The organism is Planctomicrobium mucosum (assembly GCF_051466335.1).
Classification (GTDB): Bacteria; Planctomycetota; Planctomycetia; order Planctomycetales; family Planctomycetaceae; genus Planctomicrobium.
The window spans coordinates 2,297,735-2,319,210 of record NZ_CP195793.1; the positions used below are offsets into that span (position 1 = coordinate 2,297,735).

The following is a 21,476-nucleotide window of genomic DNA, read 5'->3' on the forward strand; positions in this document are numbered from 1 at the left end:
CTTGCGGTTCTTCCCAGATCGATGTCTATCCGGATCGAAATTCCTGTCATTCAACCTCCGCGGCTGTTAGCACCCCGTGGGAATGGTGATGTTCTGAGCAGCCCTCCATTGGCAAATGGAGTTGAGTTAGCGCTGAGAGATGCCAGGAGATTTGCGGAATCGGAAGTGCAAATCGGAGATCGCTCGCTTCCGGAATTCCGGGAATGGACGAAGAGCGTTTGCACTGAGGCAGCACGCAGTTGGATGGCGACGAACCTGGATGTCATCGTTCCTCAGTTTTCGAGCGGCTTGCTCTTTGTCACGGGACACCAGCCACAATTGAATCATGCTGGCGTGTGGATGAAGAATGTCGCCGTATCGCGTCTCGCTGAATGTTGCGGGGGACGGGGGCTGAACCTCGTCGTCGACAACGATCTCGCCGGCCCACCAGTCCTCAGGCTTCCAGCCGGCACCAGACAGCAGCCGAAGTTTCAGGAAATTCCTTTTGATGCGCCGCATCCCACCAAGCCGTGGGAAGAACTTGAGATTCTCGATCGCGATGAATTCCGATCCTTTGCGGACCGGATCGAACAATCGATGAAATCTTGGGGGATTGAACCGAATCTGCAGAAATGGTGGCCCGCTGCCGTTGACGCGATGACTCGTTCCAATCGTCTTGACGTCGCACTGACTGCATGTCGAGTTGCCCATGAGCGCAACTGGGGAATTCAGAATCTTGAACTTCCAGTCAGCGAGATGTGCCGAACAGCTCCATTCCTGGCGTTTCTGGCGCATCTCTGTCGTCACTTCGAACGGTTTTTCGCTTCTTACAATTCCTCTGTCGCGGCCTACCGTAAAAAGTATCGAGTCAGGAATGATCGTCATCCAGTTCCCAGCCTTGAACAGATTGGGAATCGCTACGAACTCCCATTCTGGTTCTGGAAACCGGGAGCCAGTGATCGACTCCGCGTTTTTATTGAACGTACTGATCAGTTGCTCACTCTGACTGCCGGCGATGAGACTTTGGCGGTGCTGCCTGCCGAGGGGAATTCGTACGAGGAACTTTTGGAGATCGAATCCATCGGACGATTCCGGACGCGCGCTCTGACTACGACTCTCTTTTCTCGCGTCTGTCTAAGCGATCTCTTCCTTCATGGAATTGGTGGAGCACGTTACGACGAGATCACCGATGGAATCATCCGCGAGTTTCTAGGAATTGAGGCTCCTTCGTTCATCGTTCTGACAGCGACGCTACATCTTCCTCTCGATCCGTTTCCTGCCCGCGAGGAGAGCGTTTCGGAACTCCGCAACAGCATCCGTCATCTTCAGTTTGACGGACCGATGGAATCTGAATCAGAGCGAGTTCTTGAACTTCGAGAACAACGAGACAGGCTGATGGCGGATGCGAGTGAGTGCCGCGCTCAGGGGGCGTGCAAGAGCGAACGTCGCATCAGAAGAGCGTACAACCGCAAACGCCATCAGGAACTGGTTGAAATACGTAAAGAATTGGCTGATATCGCGGCTCCGGCCATCGAAGGTCAAGAGGAGCGATTGGAGCAGCTTCAGAAAGAAGTTCAGGCCAATGCAATTCTGAAGAGCAGGGAATACGCAACCTGTTTGTTTCCTGAAGAGCAGGTGAAACAGCTTGTCGGAAACTTGCGTATTCAGATTTGTGGAAAGTCACGGCCTGAGGCGTCGATGTGATTTGGATTGCCGTTGAGGCGATAGTGATCCAATCTCGTCTGGTAGTGTTCTGCAATTGGCTCAGCACTCAATATGTTGGGGGTCTGGCATCGGTTGGTGACCTCCGGATTCTTTTGGTTGCTGCGGTGTCATCGACGCCCTGTCTCTTTTGCTGAGCGATCAATACGTGGCGTTCTTCGCGTCAGAAAACTTTCCTTCTGAAAAGTACATTTTCTTGGCAGTGAATTGGGCTGCGAAACTCTCGAATCTCAGGTTTTTCCCCGGAGAATTCAGCAGCGTTTCCTTGACATTTCATGGTGCTACGGCAGTTTCAGCGGATGAACTCTGTTCGATCATCTTTCTCTTAATTCCGACTTCACCTTGATGGAAGAACTGTGTTAAGGTTGTCCCACGACGGACATGAACGCTGGATGCAGACATGCCGAACTTGATAGGAAGATCTAATGGCAAAACGCGGCATGGAGGCCAATGTGAAATCCGGATCAACCCCCGTAGATCGCATGGAAGTTCAAATTCGCTGGCTGATTCGCCGCGATATGCCAGAAGTCCTGCGAATCGAGCAGGCCAGTTTCCCAAGCCCGTGGAGCGATGAGGATTTCCTCTGCTGCCTGCGACAGCGGAACTGTATCGGCATGGTCGCAGAATACGACCATAAGATCCTTGGGTTCATGATTTATGAACTCCACAAATCAAGACTTCACATTCTCAACTTCGCAGTCGCTCCTGAGTGCCGCAAGCAAGGCGTTGGATCGCAGATGATTCTTCGTCTTGTCGATAAGCTTTCTCAGCAGCGACGAAATGAAATCATTCTGGAAGTGCGAGAAAGTAATCTCGACGCCCAGTTGTTCTTCAAATCACAGCAGTTCAAGGCTGTTTGTGTGTTGCGACATCACTTCGACGATACTGAAGAAGATGGCTACATCATGCAGTTCAAGTTGAACGCGGATTCTGAGGAGATGGCACAGTTCACTCCGCACAATCGCATCAGTGAAATTAGCGACATTGACGCTGCCGATGCTGCCTAGTGTCCATTTGTTTATGTTGAATTTCGAGAAAGCCGGATCGATTGATACGGCTTTCTTTTTTTGTGTGGGTTCATTGTAACACCCGGCGTCGCTGATGGTTGGGGATCTGTTCAGATTGTGTCGTCTACCGGCGTCAATCGGTGGGCTCGATCACCAACACTCAGCAGGTTGGAGTCATCCCGGTCGTAGCGCCTGTACACTCTTCAAACTTTGTCGCGTTTGCGTAATCAGGCTGTGCATTTGAAGTTTGGGTGATAAAATGCTTGTGAACTCTGGGGATGTCTGGTCCTTCCAAGTGTGCAGATGACTTCACCATCACAAAGCAAACCGACGATCAATCGTCGCGAATTTCTCGGGAGCAGTGCCCGGAATGCAGCGAGCGTCGCGGCCGGTGTGTTAAGCGTCGGAGTCGCCACGAATCGACGTCCCGGGGGACCGAATCAAGTCGTCCGTGTTGGTATTGTCGGCGTCGGACAGCAGGGGCGGGAACTCGCGTTTTCCTTGGCCCGTATTCCCGGAGTGGAAATCACTGCAATCTGCGACGTCGATGTGAAGGTTCTCGCCCTATCGCAGCATGAGTTGCTGGATCAAACCGGCGTCAGGCCGGCAATCGTCACGGCACACGAGAATCTGGTTGACCGGAATGACGTCGACGCAATTGTCGTCGCCACTCCCGACCACTGGCATGCCCGCATCGCCATTGATGCCATGCGGGCTGGAAAAGACCTTTATTTAGAACAACCAGTTGCCCATTCCATTCAGGAAGGACGACTCATCTCCGAAGTCGCAGAAGCCACGAATCGCATCGTGCAAACCGGGCTCCCTCAACGGAGCGGAGCGCATTTTCAAAGTGCGGTTCAACTTGTTCAATCTGGCGAGATCGGGCGAGTTCATCTGGCGAAAGCGTGGGCGACTCACAGGCGCCGTGATATCGGTCGATCTGCGAAGACAAGCACCCCACCGGGGATTGATTACGATCGTTGGATCGGGCCGGCACCTTCTCACGCGTTCCAGCCAAATCGCTTCCATCAGAACTGGAATTGGTTCTGGGACTACGGTTCCGGCGAACTGGGAGTGTGGGGAGTTCAGCTTCTTGACGTTGTCCGCTGGGGACTCGATCTTGAACTGCCACACCGGATTGTTTCAACGGGGAGTCGACGTGTCTTTCATGATGATCGGGAGACTCCAGATACCCTGACGGTTCAATACGAATTCCCAGATGTCGACGTGATCTGGGAGCATCGCCAGTGGTGCAACCGAGGAATTGAAGGGCGGACCGCAGCCTGCGCCTTCTATGGAGAAAACGGGACGCTGATCGTCGACCGAAGCGGGTGGAAAGTTTACGGCGGAAGAGAAGGGCTGTACGCCGACGCCAGTGAAATTCACCAAAGCCATCTCAGCAATTGGATTCAATCACTTCAAACGCGGCACGCACCGGCAGCACCTCTCGCGGTCGGCGAGAAGAGTATGGTGATGTGTCACCTCGGAAACATTGCCTGCAGGCTGCGACGTGAGTTGCGGTTTGATCCTCAGTCGATGACCTTTGGGGGTGATGAAGCTGCCAATTCCATGCTGAACAGCCCCGCGAGAAGTCCCTGGCAGATCACGGAGGGATAAATGCCCCCAACGAAAGTTGTCATTGACGCTGACGCAGGTGTCGGCGATGCGGTTGCCATTGCGTTGGCGCTTGCTGACCGCGACTTAGATGTCGTCGCGATCACCGCTACGGCCGGAATCGCTTCCGGTGAACAGGTTTTTCGCAACCTGCAAACACTTGTCTCCATGCTCGATCCTCCGAAATGGCCCAGATTGGGGTTGAGCACCGCGCCGAGGATTGCACTCCCCGAGCAGTCCCCTCGTTCCGGATTGCTCTTCCGCGATGGAACTTCCAGCCTGGCGGACTGTGAGATCATCGAAGCGATGCCTCATGCTCCAACCGATTCAGCGAAACTTCTGTCAGAGGTGATTCGTGAGTGGCCCGGAGAGATCACTCTGCTGACCTTGGGGCCGTTGACCAATCTCCAATTGGCGATGGATCGACATCCCGATTTTCTGGAGCAACTCAAAGGCCTGTACTGTCTGGGCGGGTCGTTGAATGCCAGTGGAAATATCACTGCAGCGAGCGAGTTCAATATTTTCGCTGACCCGGAAGCGGCGCGAAATGTGTTGACGTGGCCAGCGACGAAAACGCTCATTCCTCTCGAAGCGGGAAACTCGTTCGGTCTGACGTTTGATCAATTCGACGCACTCAAAATCGATACGTTTTCCCGACTGGGCCAGTTCCTGATCAAGACGTTGCCATACGTGTTACGAGAGAGTCGTAATCAATTGGGGATGGAAGGGGCGCTTCTGCCAGAAGTCGTCGCACTTGCTGCGATTACGCAACCGCGACTGTTTGAGCAGCGTCCGATGCGGGTGGACGTTGAAGTTGCGGGCGAGCTCACCCGAGGAATGACGATTTTCGATCGCCGACAGGGGATTGGGAATCAGCCGAATATCGACGTCGTGACGGAAATCGATCAGATTGGCGTCCGTGATTATGTGATGCGGCTGATCCGCTCGGGCTACATCAAATAGTAGCTGTCGATACTTTCTCAGAATCGGCCAAATTTGCCGCGAGTTGGACTTTTCTGGGGGTGGTTGACATAATTGTTCGATGGAATCGTTTAGTTTCGCCACATTCAGCCCGAATCTCCGTTCGCTTCGCAGCGAATGAGGCTTCGGGCTGAATGCGTTTATTAGCTTGAGAAAGCCCCTTACTTTCTCCTTCGTTTGATGCACATGTTTACCGGACTCATTGAAGGTATTGGTCGAGTTGTTGCTGTTGTGCCTGAAGGCCCAGCAATCGATTTGACGCTGGAAGTGCCAGAAACTCTTCCTGAACGGGAGACCGTGAAACTGGGCGACAGCGTGGCGCTCAACGGCTGTTGCCTGACCGTCGTGCGAATCGACGGCGATCAGTGGGCCTTTCAGGCAGGAAGCGAAACGTGTTCCCGGACGAATCTGGGCCAGTTTGTCGCAGGTAGTTTCGTGAATCTGGAACGAGCGATGCGACCGACCGATCGACTTGGTGGGCATTTCGTTCAAGGGCACGTGGACGATGTCGGAACAGTGGATTCCATCACCAAAGAAGGTGACTGGACCACAATGTGGTTTCGTGTCCCTGCTCGATTGACCCGGCAGATGGTTTCAAAAGGGTCGATCACCGTCGACGGAATTTCCTTGACGCTTGTCGGCGTTGAGGAAGATCGATTCAGTGTGGCATTGATTCCGCATACCTTGCAAGTAACCACTCTTGGTCAACGTCAAGTTGGGGATATCGTCAACATCGAAACCGATGTCCTCGGCAAATACATCGAAAAGATGCTCGGCTCGATTCAGCTTCCAAACTAAGTAACGACTCAACATCCATCGCAGTCCAACGCCGCACCGACGGCAGACAGATTGAGATCACAGTACACACATCGGCTCCAGGTATTGATCGTCGACATGACAGAAGAAAGTGAACGCCAAACACGATCCCATTTGATGCGGCTTTTCGAGCGGCATGGGTATCGACCGCGCCACAATCTTGGACAGAACTTTCTGATCGATATCAATATCGTCGAGTTTGTCGTTCGCGAAGCAGAACTGACTTCGAATGATGTTGTTCTAGAAGTAGGCCCCGGAACAGGGGGAATGACGACATTCATGGCGAAGGAAGCCGCCCACGTGATTTCGGTCGAGATCGACCCGAACATGTATCGCCTGGCGACCGAGGCTGTGCAGCGTTATGACAACGTGACGCTCATCAATCGTGACGCCCTGCGAAATAAGAACAATTTCGCAGATGAAGTGCTGGAATTGATCAATCGTGAGTTGGCTGTTGATCCCAATCGACGCCTGAAGCTCGTCGCGAATCTTCCCTACTGTGTCGCGACTCCAATTATCTCGAATCTCGTTGCGTCCGAACTTCCGTGGACTCGAATGGTCGTGACGATTCAATACGAACTTGGTCTGCGAATGCAGGCACTTCCTCGTACCGAGGATTTCGGAGCATTGTCTGTCTGGCTGCAATCGCAGTGCCAGGTAGAGCTCCTGCGAAAGGTCGGGCCGACAGTGTTCTGGCCCCGTCCGAAAGTGGATTCTGCAGTCGTGAAGCTGACTGCGGATCCGCAATTGCGGGCCCAGATTCACGATCGCGCATTTTTTCATGACTTCATCCGCAAGGTCTTCAACTATCGTCGCAAACTGTTGCGAAGCGTGCTTGTCGGAATGTACAGCAACGAATTGACAAAACCCGAAGTGGATGAAGTCATCGCCAGTGTTGGACTCACAGGGTCCACCCGTGCGGAGGAGCTGGATATCGCGACTCACCTGAGACTCTCTGAGGCGATACAAACCGCGATTCAGCAGAAAAAAGCATAGTACATCGAGTCTGCATCGCTGGGGCGTGCGGCTCTGAATCAAGCTCCAGAACCGAACACAATTGACCTGCACTGAGTCATTCAGTTGTTGGACATCATCATTGCAAGAAGCCTGCATTTGATTCCCCAATTGGGAATGCAGTTGTCGTTATAGAGGAATTCAGCCATGCAAGATCGTATTCTCGAAACCGCACTCACCTTTGATGATGTGTTGCTCGTCCCTGACTACAGCGATTGCATGCCGGGTGAAGTGGATGTGACATCTCAGCTCACTCGCAACATCTCGATCAACATTCCCATCATCTCCAGCCCGATGGATACCGTCACCGAAAGTGATATGGCGATCGGCATGGCTCAGGAGGGGGGCGTTGGGGTCATTCACAAGAACATGTCGATCGACCAGCAGGCGAACGAAGTGCTTCGAGTGAAACGCAGCGAGAACGGCGTGATCGTCGATCCGCTGACTCTTCCCCCGACGGCAACCGTCCGGGAAGCAACCACCATTATGGACACCCGCAACATCGGCGGTGTTCCTATCGTCGGTGAGAACGGTCGACTTCTGGGAATTCTGACCCGCCGCGATTTGCGATTTCTGGAGTCGGATCAAACTCTCGTTCAAGAGGTGATGACCAAAGAAGCCCTCGTCACAGCTCCAGAAGATACTGATCTCAACACAGCCCAGAAGACTCTTCGCGAGAATAAGGTCGAAAAACTTCTGCTGGTGGATGAGAACTTCCAGCTGCGTGGTTTGATCACAATCAAAGACATCGACAAGAATTCTCGGTTCCCTCGTGCGAACAAGGACGAGAAGGGACGATTGAGAGTCGGTGCTGCAATCGGCGTACACGATTACGAACGAGCAGAAAGCATGATCAAAGCCGGCGTCGACTTCCTGACGGTCGATAGCGCTCACGGACACTCCAAAAACGTGATCGAAACTGTCAAGAAATTGAAAAGTCAGTGGCAGATTGACGTCATTGCTGGAAATATCGCGACCGCCGACGGAGCAAAGGCTTTAGTCGACGCTGGAGCAGACGCGGTTAAAGTGGGAATCGGACCCGGGTCGATTTGTACCACACGCATCATTTCCGGAGTCGGTGTTCCTCAACTGACTGCGATTTCCAGTGCTGCAAAAGGCATTGGTACGACCGGAGTTCCGCTGATTGCGGACGGTGGAATTCGCTATAGCGGCGACATGACCAAAGCGTTGGCAGCGGGGGCTTTCACCGTCATGCTGGGCGGACTGCTCGCAGGTTTAGACGAAAGTCCCGGAGAAACGATTTTATTCCAAGGTCGGCGGTTTAAGCGGTATAGGGGGATGGGATCGCTTGGCGCGATGGTAAAAGGGAGCAGCGAGCGCTATCGTCAAAGCAACACTGAAGAGGATGGAAGGGGAACGCCGAAACTTGTGCCAGAGGGGGTGGAAGGTCGGGTTCCTTATCGTGGGCATCTGAACACACTTCTTTACCAACTCGTTGGCGGATTGCGTGCCGGAATGGGCTATCTGGGCGTCCGCAAAATCGACGAGCTTCGCATTCGTGCCAAATTCCTACGAGTGTCAGCTGCGACGGTGAGGGAGAACCATCCGCATGATATTGCCATCACTCAAGAAGCACCGAATTACACAACGGAATACGCTCCGTTTGATGGCCGATAGTCAGCCGAGATTCGCAATTCGCCCCTTGGTCACTCAGATTCGATCATGGGGGGCAGGGTGTGCAATCGCTGCCATGCTTGCGTCTTCTCTTTGGGCAACTGAACCAGTGGCGGCGAAAAGGTCGCCACTGGACCGCTTAAAAGATCGCTCTGCAGCCCAGCGCTGGAAGGAAACTCGTCAGCAGTACCTGAAGAATGGGGCGACGAGCCAAGCACCTGCCGCAGCACCATTTCCTGCTGCCGCGTCTCCATTCCCAGCCGCCACAGATGTGGCAAGCTCAATGCCTGATTTGGATGCGATCGGCACTCCAGAGCCTCTTGATCTTCCATTGTCAGGGTTCAGCACAAGCCGTCCGGAACCTCTTCCATCAACGCGAATTCCGCTCCCGACGATCAACAAAACTGTTCCGGAGCCTTATCCAATCCAGACGGCTGAGCGAATTCCTCCTGCTCCAGTTTCAGCGTCTCAGCGGTTGGTTCCCGTTCCGGAACTTCCTCCGAAGGGAATTGCCCAGGGGGATTCTCCGCTGTTGACCGCTCCAATTCCTCCCGGACCGATTCCATCGGAAACGGTTCCACAGGCTTCACCCCTTTTTCCAGACGAGATCGAGTTTCAGCCGACTCAACGAGATACCCGGTTCTCATCATCCAGCGACTTTGAATCAGTCTTTCGACCGGTTTCGCAGATCAAACCGACATATGCCTATTCGCCGTCTGGAGAAGAGACTGGCAAATATCTGTGCCCGCAGCCAAGCGCCATTCCTGATGACCAGCGCGCCCGTTGTCCGGATTTTCAGACACTCCCCTCCACAGGCTCAATCGATCGTCAGTTCTCAATGATCGATTATCAGTGGATGCCGACCAATCTAAAGCACAAGCCTTTGTACTTCGAAGACGTCGCTCTCGAGCGTTACGGTCAACAGTATCCGTGCGGAATTCAGCCATTCGTTTCGATCGGGCGTTTCGCAGTGCAAGGATTTGGTTTGCCATACCAGATGGCGATCGACCCTGTCTGGCGAGACATTTATCCGCTCGGTTACTACCGTCCAGGGGATAAGGCACCCGAACTTGAAAATCAGGTTCCGATCAACTTGCAGGCCGCTGCCGTCACCGGCGGCGTCTATACCGGGTTGATCTTCCTCGTGCCGTAAGGCGGGACAGTCGGGCGTTGCATTCTCCCGATTCAGCTCTCACGAAATAGAAAACGCGAACGATTCAGATTGATCGTTCGCGTTTTTTCGCGCTCATACTGAAATGGCGGAATTACTTCAGGTCGCCCCAGTCCTGAACCTGAATTTTCGCACGGTCACCGCAGATCTCGCGGATGCGGGAAATCAGTGAGTAAGTACGCCCGGCAACTTCTGTCGCATCGCGTGATTCGAAGTTGATTCGCAACAATGGCTCATTGTTGGAGGCACGAACGTTGAACCACCATTCTGGGGTGTAGTTTTGAACCTCTCGGTACGTGCGTCCTGTTGGATCGCCGACCTTGTCGATCGTGAAGACGTCGTCGACGGTCTTGTATTCCGGAACTCGCGGATGGAAGACGCTGATTCCGTCGATATCGAGCACGTAGTTTCCGGCAGCTTCGCTGGAGTTCTCTGCTTTGAGAGTGGAGATGATCTCTGCACTCATCTTCTTCCAATCGCTGCAATCAACACGTAGGTTCACTTCGCCGCTGTTTGGCCATGGTCTGAGCTGCCCCAGAAGCTGGGAGCATGCGAGTCCGGATTCCAGCAGCATGTCCCAGAACGTAACCAGAGCGAACAGACCGGAATCGAGGCAGTAAGTATCCGGGAAATTGTAGTGCGCGGAAGACTCTCCACCGAACACAGCGGCCTTCTTGACGAGTGCAACCTTCACCGCGTCCTGACCGACTCGAGAAATGACTGGCGTCCCTCCCGCTTGTCTGACGGTTTCCGCAACCAGCCACGAAGAGACAGCTGAGTAAACAACTGCTCCCTTGCCGCCATTCTTTGAGACGAGGCTCTTTGCGAGAGCAGCGAGCAAGACTGAACCCGAAACAAATTGTCCCCATTCATCGACGAGGAAGACGCGGTCTGCGTCACCATCGAAGGCTGCTCCGAATTTCGCCCCCTCAGCGATGACAGTTTCCTGCAACAGCTTTACTGCCCCTGGAAGTCCGGGATTCGAAGGACGAGTTGGGAACGTTCCATCGATGCGTTCAGCGACGGCGAGTAGCTCAACCTTTGCACCGCGTTTCTCCAGCGACTTCTTGAGCAGGGGGCGGAACAAACCACCGACTCCATTGCCCGGATCGAGTACGACTTTGCCCGTCGCATCTTTGAGTCGTTCTGATCGTCCGACTGCTGCGTCGACAAACTGCTCTTGAAGACCAACGCGTCCCTGCTTGGGGAACGCAACAACGGGTGATGCGGCCGCGTCGCCGTCACCGCCATCTTGTTCGTAGCGTGGCTGAAGCTGATCAATCGGTCGGAGAATGTCGAGATCGCCGGTCTTGGTGTTGCGGACGAGGGCTTTGATCCCGTTGTATTCTGCCGGGTTGTGTGAAGCGGTAATCATGACTCCCGCTTGCGCACCGCAGAGGTCTTTACCGACAGCCCATTGAATCATATCTGTTGTTGCCAGTCCGACTGGAATGGGAATTCCTCCTTCCGAAGCGATCCCCTGAATCAATGCTGCATAGATCACGGGTGAGGAAACTCGTCCATCACGACCAACGACAATCTTTGGGGCAGGAGACTGGAGCAGATCCTTCAGACTCTGAGCGAGGTACCTACCGCTCAGCCATGCCAACTCCTCATTGATCTGATTTGGGTAAAGCCCACGGATGTCCGCTGAGCGCAGAAACAGGGACGGATCAAACACAGCGATTCCTTCTGTGATAGGTTGAGGATGACTTGTCGGCCGAAGGCGGCATGAGATTCATATGTTGACGGCGTGAGCAGCTTACGAGATTAGAATCACAGCAATCCCATCTGGCTACTCCGGAAGTTGCAATTTCTGATCAGTCCCCGAGTTCGTCCCGGGAATTCCCGATTCTCTGAACTTTGCAAATGCTTTATCCAAAATTTCCCGCATGATTCCGCACTTCTTCGCTGAACTTTCAATTTCATGCAGTGGTCCTGATTCCGTTCCGCTCAAAAAAACTGTCCGAACTCTGTAAACTGTGGGTCTGTTCCAGTTTCGTGAAAAGATTGATTGACTATGTTGGCAAAACGCATCATTCCGTGTCTCGATGTCTTCGCAGGTCGCGTGGTCAAGGGGGTGAACTTCCTGAACTTGCGAGATGCCGGAGATCCTGTGGATGTCGCTTCGCGATACGAAGCGGAAGGGGCGGATGAACTCGTCTTTTTGGATATCACCGCAAGTCATGAACAACGTGACATCATCCTGGACGTTGTCTCGAGGACGAGCGAAGTCTGCTTCATGCCGTTGACTGTCGGCGGAGGGATTCGCACGCTGGAAGATATTCGGAAGTTGCTGAATGCTGGCTGCGATAAAGTTTCGATCAACAGCGCCGCTGTAACGAATCCGGATTTCATCCGTGAAGCAGCCTTAAAATTCGGGAGCCAGTGTATCGTCGTGAACATCGATCCCAAACGGGTGATTGTCGACGAAACAACAAAAGCTGCCGCCGCTGCCTTTCAGATTCCAGATCACCTGCGTGTCACACCACATCCAACTCCAAAGACTGGCCCATACGCGAAAAAGTTTTCAGCGATCGATCCATTTCCGGAAGAAGTGTATTGGGATGTCCATGTCAATGGCGGACGGAAGCCAACTGGGCTGGATGCAGTCGCCTGGGCGCTTGAAGTCGAAAGGCTCGGAGCAGGCGAAATCGTCCTGACTAGTATGGATGCGGATGGAACGAAGGACGGGTACGATCTGGAAATCACCTCCGCAATTGCTGCCGCGGTTCAGATTCCGGTGATCGCCAGCGGCGGGGCAGGTAACCCACAACATTTGTGTGATGCTGTTACGACAGGTGGAGCGAGCGCTGTGCTGGCAGCCAGCATCTTCCACTACGGCGAATACACAATTTCGGAATCCAAAGAATACATGCAAAAGCAGGGGATCGTCGTTCGGAGGTAGCCCGAACCTCAACGAACAGCACAGCCCATTGATCGCAGTTCAACAACAGGGAGTCATCGAATGCCGACAATTCAGCAGGCCAAGCAGGTTTTGGATCGACATTACCTCGAAATCCGTTGCAGCATCCTCGATATCGCTGGAGCTCTGGATCGCATTGAACGCTCTGATAAGTCCTCCGAAGTGGCTCATGATCCACGGATGGAATTGATTCAGGAAGCACTTAAAATCCTGGGCCAAAACAGTGTCAATCGCGCAGAGCAGGTTCAACTTCTCTTCAGCGATCAATACGTTCCTGGCTGGAATCAGAAGTGATTTTCGATTCTGCCCACAGACAATTCACTCTCGATTGCATTCTCTGACATCCGTGACGCAAGTCGCTCATTTTTGTACTTGTTCAGGATGATTTGCATTGGGGCCGAGGCAGATTTCAGAGTCACTGCGCCGAATGTTGATCGCGGATCAGCCTTTATTTGTGCCCTATTCAGGCTGAAATGGCGCTGACGATGTTGCCCAATTTTCCAGAAGGGGCACTCGTGGCAAACACTCCCATCTTATACGAAGTGTTTACGTTCTCGTGGGGTCTCTGAACGTCGCCAACGTGGTAGACCACGAATTCTAGCTATTTTCTGTGGATTCCGGTCGCGTGAATCCCTCTATTGGCTCCGTCAGCTCACCAAAATCGTTGAATTTTGCTGACCGATTTTGAGTTTGAAATATTTGCAAATTAGCACCTAAGACACGACTGTTTATGGCGTTATGTGTGATGAGTGTAGGCAGAAACGACCGGTTTGCTCGGCTCTTTGGGGTGAGGACTTTAGTCCATCTTGACGAATTCCCAGATTTCTTGAAAATTCGCCGCGCCCCGGCGATTAGTCGGTCGAAAATTGCTGTTCGTCATACTCAGAAATACAAAAGGTCGTCCCGTGAAATACTCCTTACTGTTTCTGCTGGCCATCACTTTGCCCGCAGCAGCTGGATGGGCGAGCGACACTCCATTCGATCTGGCTTTGACTGAGGAAGATGGCTGGTTCGTACGTGGTCAGAGCCCGGAAGCGGGAGGGCCATTTGTCGCACCGCCTCAGGAATCGACCTCGTTCTACCCGCCTGCTTATCCGGTGCAGTACTACGGTGATCCCAACGGGAGCACCACCTACCCGTCACCAATTCAGGATCCGTTTGCAAACGGCGGCGTTCAGCCGTACGCAGTGCAGGGGCCTCCGGGTGGCTACTACATGCGAGGGATCAACGGACCGCAGCCCCAACGCTATGGCTGGCAGGACAAACTTGACTTCACATTTCTCCCCTCCGCAGGGACTTCAGATCCGAACGTTGGAAGTTTCGAATCGTTCGGCATCGACCTTGAAATGCTTTACACCGTTCCGACATGGAACAATTGGACTTTCGGAATCGGTCCTCAAGTCAGCTACCGTTCATGGCAAGGTCCGGGGAATCCCGTTTCAGACCTTCCTGGCGGTGCTTACCGCTTTGGACTCGATATGTTCCTGCGAACCCCGACAGTGAACAACTGGACGCTCGAGTTGGGATTCGATCCAAGCATGGCAACCGATTTCCGTTCGAAGATTAACGGGGATGCTTTCCTGTTCGACGCCCATGCAGTCGCCTTCTGGCAATGGACTCCAAAGTTCACAGCGGTGATCGGAGCGTTGTACTGGGACCGTGTCGACAACATCATTCTTCCGTATGCCGGGGCAATCTGGGCTCCAAACGATATCTGGGAATTCCGGCTGGTCTTCCCGAAGCCACGAATCAGTGCGTTTCTGGGCACGCCTCTAGGGATTCCGACATGGATCTACGGGGGAGTGGAGTACCATGTTGAGGCTTACGAAGTGAAACCCAAAGAGTTCGTCGGAAGCACTCGCGTTCAAATGGCAGACTGGCGTGCGGTCGGAGGACTTCGTTGGGAAACCGGTCGAGTCAGCAGCTTTGTCGAAGCGGGTTACATCTTCGACCGAAAGGTGAAGTACAAGAACCTCGGACAAGACTTCCATATCGACTCCGGATTCATCGGCCGAGTCGGATTCAGGTTCTAGAGCGGGAAAAGTGTACTCGAACGAGTCGCGTCTCAGATCACAGAGTTCAATCAACTGCAAACGATCAATCCCCTTGAGTTTCTATGGAGACTCGAGGGGATTTTTGTTTTTTCAGGCTGTCATCCAGCTTGATCGGAATGGCTGAATGACTAACGAACGCAACTAACTCTCCAGTGTCAGATCAGGGATTCCACCGGTACTGTCACCAAAGCTGTCGACTTCAATTCCCATTTGGTGGAGCATATCGAGATACAGATTGCAGAGCGGCGTGTCATACTTCGGTTTCAAATGCCGACCTGTCACAATCGAACCATTCCCCTTGCCAGCCAGAATGATTGGGAGGTTGCGTGGGTCGTGCGAATTTCCGTCCGACATGCCGCAGCCCATTAATATCATCGAGTGGTCCAGAAGAGTCCCATTTCCTTCTGGGATGTTCTGCATCCGTTCGCACATGTAGGCGAGTTGAGCGACATGCCAGCGGACAATTCGCTTGTACTGCTCGATCTTGTCTTCTTTTCCTTCGTGGTGGGAAAGTTCATGATGTGAACTTCGCACTCCATCAACAAATGAGAAGCTGCGGACGGAAGGATCATTGGCGAACATAAATGTGCTGACGCGAGTCGAATCCGACCAGAATGCCAAGATCATCATGTCGAGCATGAGTTTGACATGATGTGGATAGTCGCCGGGAATTTCGTGTGGAGGCGGGATGTACGCTGCATCAGGGATGTGTGTTGACCAGTCGCGTGGGCCTGCGTTCTGGAAGTATTCGACCTGTCGTTCGACGGATCGAACTGAGTCGAGATATTCGTCCAGCTTGAACTGGTCGTCCCGGCAAAGTTTCCTACGGAGATCATGAGCGTCAGTAAGTGCCAAGTCGAGCAGTTTGCGTCGATCATTGGCGTCTGCCGGATTGCCGACCTTCGCATTTTTCAGACCGAAAAGCCGTTCGTAGACCCGGCGGGGATGGATCTCCTTCGCCACAGGGCGATTCGGCGTTTGCCATGAAATGTTGGAACCATACAGGCGAGTATAGCCCCCGTTGCTATCGATACCGGAAATCACTGGATCGATTCCCAGTTCCAGCGACGGCAATGGTGTCGCGGCACCCAATTTCTGGGCCACCAATTGATCAAGCGAAATTCCACCGACGTTGACGTTGCGTCCGGTCGTTTTCTCGACCTTCAAGCCAGTGAGGAAGTTCGCGTTTTTCGCATAATGTCCATCTCCATCGTGACTATACCGCTTGTCGGTATTCGAGATGATGTTGATGGAAGATCGCACGCTTTCCAGCGGTTCGAGCGAGAACGGAAGCGTAAAATCGGTTCCGTTCTCTTTCGGAATCCATGCGTCTCTCCAGACTCCATTTGGGAAGAACAGACATCCCATCCGGACTGGTGGCCGGGATTCGGATGTGCTCGCCTGCACTCGTTTGGGGGCGAGTGAAACCAGTGCCGGGAGCGACAGTGAAATTCCCGCTCCGCGGAGGAAATGACGCCTTGAAACGGTCGCTTTGTTCATTTCGATTCGCATTGCTTTGATCGATGTGAATTCGTGTAATCGCTCCATTCGCGGAGCGATCCGAGTACTCTCTGCGGGCCGTGCTCGAGGCAACATTCCCCTGGCGGCGGGAGTTTTAACTGGCAGCTGTCAGTTCCGGAATCGGCCCTGTGCTATCTCCAAAGCTGTCCGCTTCGATTCCCATCTGGTGCAACATATTGACGTACAGGTTACAGAGCGGTGTATCGACCGGGGCGGCGATGTGCTGCCCTGTCTTCAACGTTCCGTTTCCTTTGCCTGCGACGACGATTGGAAGATTTCGTGGGTCGTGCGCATTTCCGTCCGACATGCCGCAGCCCATCAGGATCATTGAGTGATCCAGCAGCGTCCCATTTCCTTCGTCGATTCCTTTCATCCGTTCGCACAGGTAGCCCAGTTGCCCCACGTGCCAGCGGACAATTCGCTTGTACTGATCGATCTTGTCTTCTTTTCCTTCGTGATGGGACATCTCGTGGTGAGAGCTGCGGACCTCATCGACGAATGAGAAGTTACGCCCCGACACGTCATTGGCCATCATGAAGGTGATCACTCGGGTTGAATCCGACCAGAACGCCAATACCATCATGTCGAGCATCAATTTGACGTGATGAGGATAGTGTCCCGGAATTTCGTGTGGCGGAGCGACATACGCGGCGTCTGGGACATGAGTGGTCCAATTTCGAGGTCCGGCGTTCTGGAAAAACTCGACCTGCTTTTCGACAGATCGGACAGAATCGAGGTATTCATCCAGTTTGAACTGATCGTCGCGGCCGAGCTTCCCTCTCAAGTCATGCGCATCAGACAAGGCGAGGTCGAGCAGCTTCCTTCGATCGCCCGCGTCCGCTGAGGCACCGGATGAGACGTTCTTCAATCCGAAAAGGCGTTCGTAAACACGGCGTGGGTGAATTTCCTTGGCGACTGGACGGGTCGCAGTTTGCCAGGAAATATTGGACCCGTACAAGCGAGTGAAGCCGACATTACTGTCGATTCCAGAGATGACAGGATCGATCCCCAATTCCAGAGAAGGAAGCGGAGTTGATCCGGCGAGTTTCTGGGCCATCAGCTGATCGAGAGAGATTCCCCCAGTGCTGACATCTCGGCCTGTTGTCTGCTGAACGTGCAGACCGGTCAGGAAGTTTGCGGTTTTCGCATAGTGACCGTCGCCACTATGGCTGTGCCGCTTCTCCAGATTCGAAATGACGTTAATGGAATCCTTGATTCCCTGGAGTGGTTCCAAAGAAAAGGGGAGTGTGAATTCGGTTCCCGTTTCTTTGGGAATCCATGCATCACGCCAGACCCCGTTTGGAAAGAACAGGCAACCCATGCGAACCGGGGGAGTTGCCTCCACGGACGCGATGGCATTCCGATGAGCGAGTGACGGAAGAAATGGAAGTGCTAAGGCAACCCCAGTCCCACGCAAGAACGAGCGGCGGTTTTGTGTAAGTGCATGAGTCATTCCGCGTCTCCTTGATGTGAAATCGCTTGTCTGAAAGTGGGGACCAGCGACATTACTTTTTGTAGTATCGATGTCTGAAAGGAAAGCTCAGCACGATTTCTTCAACCATCGTGTTTGAGTGGTAATTGTTCTGTTGCAAAGCTGCCAATGTGTTCTGAATCACGCAGTCATCAAATTTGTTGAGGTCGCGGCCAACTGCGTAGCCGTACATTTTGCGGATCAAATGACGCATCACATCGTCTTTGCGATTGAGCAGAATCGTCTTCAGCTCGGCAGGCGTTTGAAAGGATTCACCCGATGGCAGCACGCCGCTTGCATCAATCGGCAGTCCATCAAGTTCTTGACGCCATCGACCGATGGCGTCGAAATTCTCGAGTCCGAAGCCCAGTGGATCCATTCTGGAATGGCAACTGGCGCACTCGGGCTTCGAACGGTGAATTTCGAGTTGTTCTCTCAGTGATCGTTTCACGCCGTCATGCGAAACCTCTTCCAGAGATGGAACTCCCGGAGGAGGTGGAGGAACACGACTTCCCATGACTTCGGAGAGCACCCAATGTCCACGCAGGACAGGGCTGGTGCGATGTGGATATGACGAGACTGTGAGCACGCTGGCGTGAGTCAAAATACCACCACGGTTGGGGTCGGCCAGATTGACCTTGCGAAGCTCCGGGCCTTCCACTCCTTCGATTCCATAATGCTTTGCCAGCGGGCCATTCAGGAAGGTGTAGTCCGCGGAGAGAACCTCCACCAGACTTCGATTTTCCATGAACAGGTTGGCGACGAACATCGATGTCTCGCCTAACATGGCGTCAGCGAGTTCTTCGGTGAATTCCGGAAAAGCTTCCGCATCCGGTCGCACGGTCGATCCCAATGGGTTTAGCCCCAGCCACTGCATCGCGAAGTTCTCACCGAGTGCTTTGGCACGCGGGTCCTTCAACATCCGGCGAGTCTGTTCACGCAGGACGTCGTCATTCTGGAGTTGGCCGGCGTCTGCTAACGCGAGCAGTTCTTCATCGGGCAACGATGACCAGATGAGCATCGCCAGTCGGGCTGCCAGCGGATGATTTCCGAGAGGATGTGTTCCTTCTGTTTCTGATTCAGGTTCCGCTAGAAACAAGAAGTGAGGTGACAGCAGGATTCCCTGCATTGCAAAGCGGAGTGCCGCGCGATGAGACTGCCCCTGTGACGCTGCGTGATCATACAGGCCGACGTACCGATCGAGTTCTTCGGATGGGACCGGGCGACGAAAGGCTCTGCGGATCAACGGTGCAAGAATTCTCTGGGCAGTCTCTCGTCCAGGATTTTCAGGCTCGATTTCCCTGCCGCCGATTTCTTCACGTCGTCTTGTGATCAGTTCGGGTTCTGCTTCCGGGATCACATCGGGCCATAACGCTTCTGTCGCAATGACCGCTGCGTCGAGATACTTTTCCAGATGAATTGGGGAGAGATACAGGGTATCACCAACAGAGTCGACTCCGACTCCACCGGATCCATCAGAGGGGAGCAGTCCAACCGCATCGATCTGAACCCCGAGCAGGTCGCGCACGGAATTGGCGTATTCCGGTCGAGTCAGACGACGACTCATCACGTGACCGCGGTAGAAGTTTGTATTTTGGTCACTGGCAACCTGATTGCATTCCCCTTCGTGCGAGACCATCTGGTCCAGCCAGGCACGAATCTTGTCACGTTCCGGATCGTTGGGTTGCGGCGATCCCTCTGGGGGCATCTCTCTTGGAAGCACACGATGCTGTACCGATTCCCAGAACTTCCGATCGGCCAGCGCCTGTTCGTGAGTCTGAAAACGGGTGAGGTCGAGACCCCCTTCCTGCTTCTCCGCCTGATGGCATTCGAAGCAGTACTTCGCCATCAGTGCATTGAACTCAGGAAACGCTTCTGGCGGCGGGGCTGCGAGGGCGAGTTGCGGGCAAAAGAACAGCCCTCCCGCGGCGAGCAGTATTCTGAAACTGGGGGGAAAAGGACGCCAGTTCATGCTTGAACCGTCTGGTTGGGCGAGGCCCGAACTAAAATTTCAGAGGTTGAAATTCGAACCGTGGGCTTCGGTAGGGTAATCAGGCAAGGCTACGATCGTGGATCTCGGGGCTGTGAGACTCACAATCATCCGCGTTTGGATGGTGATTTCAGTCGATGAAATCGTAATGTCAGTTTAATTGTTCGTCTGATTGAGTGCCAGCGGAATGACGGCTTCGTCGGCTTTAAGGCGGAATTGCATATAATGGGATTGCGGTAGGAATGGGCCCAAATAGTGTGAGGTCGATTCCTCTCAGGTTGAGAAAAATCGACCTCTGATGTGCGTTGTCAGGCGAGTGAATCACCCAAGTGTTCTTTGAAGAGCCGGGACTCTCAATGTTCAGTCTTCGCTGATCATCATCGCCCACGAGCGAGTCTGCGGGAACTGTGCCATAATAATGCGGAGTGCAGAGAGCATCGGGACTGCGAGCACCATCCCCGTGATGCCCCAGAACCAGCCCCAGAAGACGATCGAAAAGAGGAGCAGGGCATTGTTAATGCGTAGTTGCTGGCCTGTGTAACGAATCTCAATGTAATCGATCCAGATGAATCGGTTCAAAACGAGAAGCGTGACCAGTCCAACCCAGGGCCAGAATTGGTTGAATTCGAGCGCCGACATCACAATCGGAGGGACAAGTGCGAACATGCTTCCGATGTAGGTGATGTAGTTCAGGAGAAATGTCAAACACGCCCATAACAGCCAGTTTGAGACGCCGAAACTCATGAGAATGACAGCGACGGAGATCGCCATTCCGAAGCTCACGAGTGTTTTGATTCGGATAAAACGTGAAATTCCTTCGCTGATCTTTCCAAACACCCGGACTAGGTTTGGACCCTGCTTGGGGAATGCAGTCTGGATTCGACGGGGCATTTTGTCTGCATCCAACAGGATGAAAACGAAGTAGAAAATCACAAGCAGGATCATCTCGGAAAAATGCCAAGCTGTTCCAAATGAATGCTGAAGGATCTCACTCGGCTGGACTGAAAAGACACTCTCCAACGTTTCTGAGCTGAGCGGGTTCTTGCCGATCCCGGGGATCTTTTTCAGGATGGCTTCTGCTTTGGTCTCCATCTGTGGGTACAGCGTCGACAATCGGCGGACGTCCTGAACGGTCAACGCAGTCATAGCTCCGGAGACCCCGACGATCGACACGATCAGAAAGAGATAGGTGATCCAGCGCGGAATGTTGTTCCGTTCAAGTTTGATTGTCGTCGGGCGGATCACGAAGAACAGGAAGATCGCAGTCACAAGCGGGATCAGAACCGGCCCCAGTATCACCATCACAGAGACGCAGGAGATGATGATAAACAGGAGGTACGCAATCTTGTCGACCTGAGCGGAAGAGTCTTCCACAACCGGTGTGGCAGCAGTAGCGACTGGTGTCGCAGTATTAACGACTGGTGTGGCGGTATTCGGCGAACCAACTTGCATCAGGGGATCGTTCGACATCAGGCATTTCCTGTCTTGGTGAATTCCATAAATCCATTCACGCCCTGCCCAGACGAAATGACCAAGGGAGACGCCGAAACAAGCGCAGCCCCGCGTATGAGGTCT

At 53.4% G+C, this 21,476-nt stretch carries 16 protein-coding genes; 11 read left to right on the forward strand and 5 right to left on the reverse strand.

Translation table 11 applies throughout. The annotated features are described in order from the left end of the window. Window positions 1–21: 21 nt before the first annotated feature. From SH668x_RS09335 to SH668x_RS09370, 8 genes are all read left to right on the forward strand, one after another. On the forward strand, window positions 22–1,683 hold the full coding sequence (locus SH668x_RS09335) for a hypothetical protein (RefSeq protein ID WP_437188422.1): 1,662 nt from the start codon (window positions 22–24) through the stop codon (window positions 1,681–1,683). A gap of 500 nt (window positions 1,684–2,183) precedes the next feature. Continuing rightward, window positions 2,184–2,708: a ribosomal protein S18-alanine N-acetyltransferase gene (gene rimI, locus SH668x_RS09340; RefSeq protein ID WP_437188527.1), complete on the forward strand. Its 525-nt coding sequence runs from the start codon at window positions 2,184–2,186 to the stop codon at window positions 2,706–2,708. A 303-nt stretch (window positions 2,709–3,011) separates the two neighbouring features. Next, window positions 3,012–4,325, forward strand: a complete 1,314-nt coding sequence (locus tag SH668x_RS09345; RefSeq protein WP_437188423.1) for a Gfo/Idh/MocA family protein — start codon at window positions 3,012–3,014, stop codon at window positions 4,323–4,325. Beyond that, complete coding sequence (locus SH668x_RS09350) at window positions 4,326–5,285, forward strand: nucleoside hydrolase (protein WP_437188424.1); 960 nt, start codon at window positions 4,326–4,328, stop codon at window positions 5,283–5,285. A 204-nt stretch (window positions 5,286–5,489) separates the two neighbouring features. Beyond that, entirely contained in the window at window positions 5,490–6,101 is a 612-nt protein-coding gene (locus SH668x_RS09355) for a riboflavin synthase (protein ID WP_437188425.1), read from the forward strand. 96 nt (window positions 6,102–6,197) lie between these two features. Continuing rightward, window positions 6,198–7,115, forward strand: coding sequence for a 16S rRNA (adenine(1518)-N(6)/adenine(1519)-N(6))-dimethyltransferase RsmA (rsmA, locus tag SH668x_RS09360; RefSeq protein ID WP_437188426.1), 918 nt, complete (start codon window positions 6,198–6,200; stop codon window positions 7,113–7,115). Between the two features lie 165 nt (window positions 7,116–7,280). Beyond that, entirely contained in the window at window positions 7,281–8,771 is a 1,491-nt protein-coding gene (guaB, locus tag SH668x_RS09365; protein ID WP_437188427.1) for an IMP dehydrogenase, read from the forward strand. Beyond that, entirely contained in the window at window positions 8,704–9,921 is a 1,218-nt protein-coding gene (locus tag SH668x_RS09370; RefSeq protein WP_437188428.1) for a hypothetical protein, read from the forward strand. Before guaB ends, SH668x_RS09370 begins: the two co-directional genes overlap by 68 nt. A 112-nt stretch (window positions 9,922–10,033) precedes the next feature. Here SH668x_RS09370 and SH668x_RS09375 read toward each other — a convergent pair whose 3' ends face one another. Next, window positions 10,034–11,620 carry a hypothetical protein gene (locus tag SH668x_RS09375; protein WP_437188429.1) on the reverse strand — a complete coding sequence of 529 codons (1,587 nt, stop codon included), beginning with the start codon at window positions 11,618–11,620 and terminating at the stop codon, window positions 10,034–10,036. A 339-nt stretch (window positions 11,621–11,959) separates the two neighbouring features. Between SH668x_RS09375 and hisF the strand changes: the two genes are divergently transcribed. The 3 genes from hisF (at window position 11,960) to SH668x_RS09390 (ending at window position 14,898) form a co-directional block, all read left to right on the forward strand. Beyond that, the gene (hisF, locus tag SH668x_RS09380; protein ID WP_437188430.1) at window positions 11,960–12,847 is read left to right on the forward strand and encodes an imidazole glycerol phosphate synthase subunit HisF; all 888 of its coding nucleotides are present in this window, start codon (window positions 11,960–11,962) and stop codon (window positions 12,845–12,847) included. 60 nt (window positions 12,848–12,907) lie between these two features. Further along, on the forward strand, window positions 12,908–13,159 hold the full coding sequence (locus SH668x_RS09385) for a hypothetical protein (protein WP_437188431.1): 252 nt from the start codon (window positions 12,908–12,910) through the stop codon (window positions 13,157–13,159). Between the two features lie 611 nt (window positions 13,160–13,770). Then, entirely contained in the window at window positions 13,771–14,898 is a 1,128-nt protein-coding gene (locus tag SH668x_RS09390; protein WP_437188432.1) for a hypothetical protein, read from the forward strand. 162 nt (window positions 14,899–15,060) lie between these two features. Here SH668x_RS09390 and SH668x_RS09395 read toward each other — a convergent pair whose 3' ends face one another. The 4 genes from SH668x_RS09395 to SH668x_RS09410 all read right to left on the reverse strand — a co-directional run bounded on the left by SH668x_RS09395 (window position 15,061) and on the right by SH668x_RS09410 (window position 21,371). Beyond that, the gene (locus tag SH668x_RS09395; protein WP_437188433.1) at window positions 15,061–16,467 is read right to left on the reverse strand and encodes a DUF1552 domain-containing protein; all 1,407 of its coding nucleotides are present in this window, start codon (window positions 16,465–16,467) and stop codon (window positions 15,061–15,063) included. A gap of 67 nt (window positions 16,468–16,534) precedes the next feature. Then, the gene (locus SH668x_RS09400) at window positions 16,535–17,893 is read right to left on the reverse strand and encodes a DUF1552 domain-containing protein (RefSeq protein WP_437188434.1); all 1,359 of its coding nucleotides are present in this window, start codon (window positions 17,891–17,893) and stop codon (window positions 16,535–16,537) included. A 52-nt stretch (window positions 17,894–17,945) separates the two neighbouring features. Beyond that, the gene (locus tag SH668x_RS09405; protein ID WP_437188435.1) at window positions 17,946–19,883 is read right to left on the reverse strand and encodes a DUF1592 domain-containing protein; all 1,938 of its coding nucleotides are present in this window, start codon (window positions 19,881–19,883) and stop codon (window positions 17,946–17,948) included. Between the two features lie 378 nt (window positions 19,884–20,261). After that, window positions 20,262–21,371 carry an AI-2E family transporter gene (locus SH668x_RS09410; protein WP_437188436.1) on the reverse strand — a complete coding sequence of 370 codons (1,110 nt, stop codon included), beginning with the start codon at window positions 21,369–21,371 and terminating at the stop codon, window positions 20,262–20,264. Window positions 21,372–21,476: the final 105 nt, after the last annotated feature.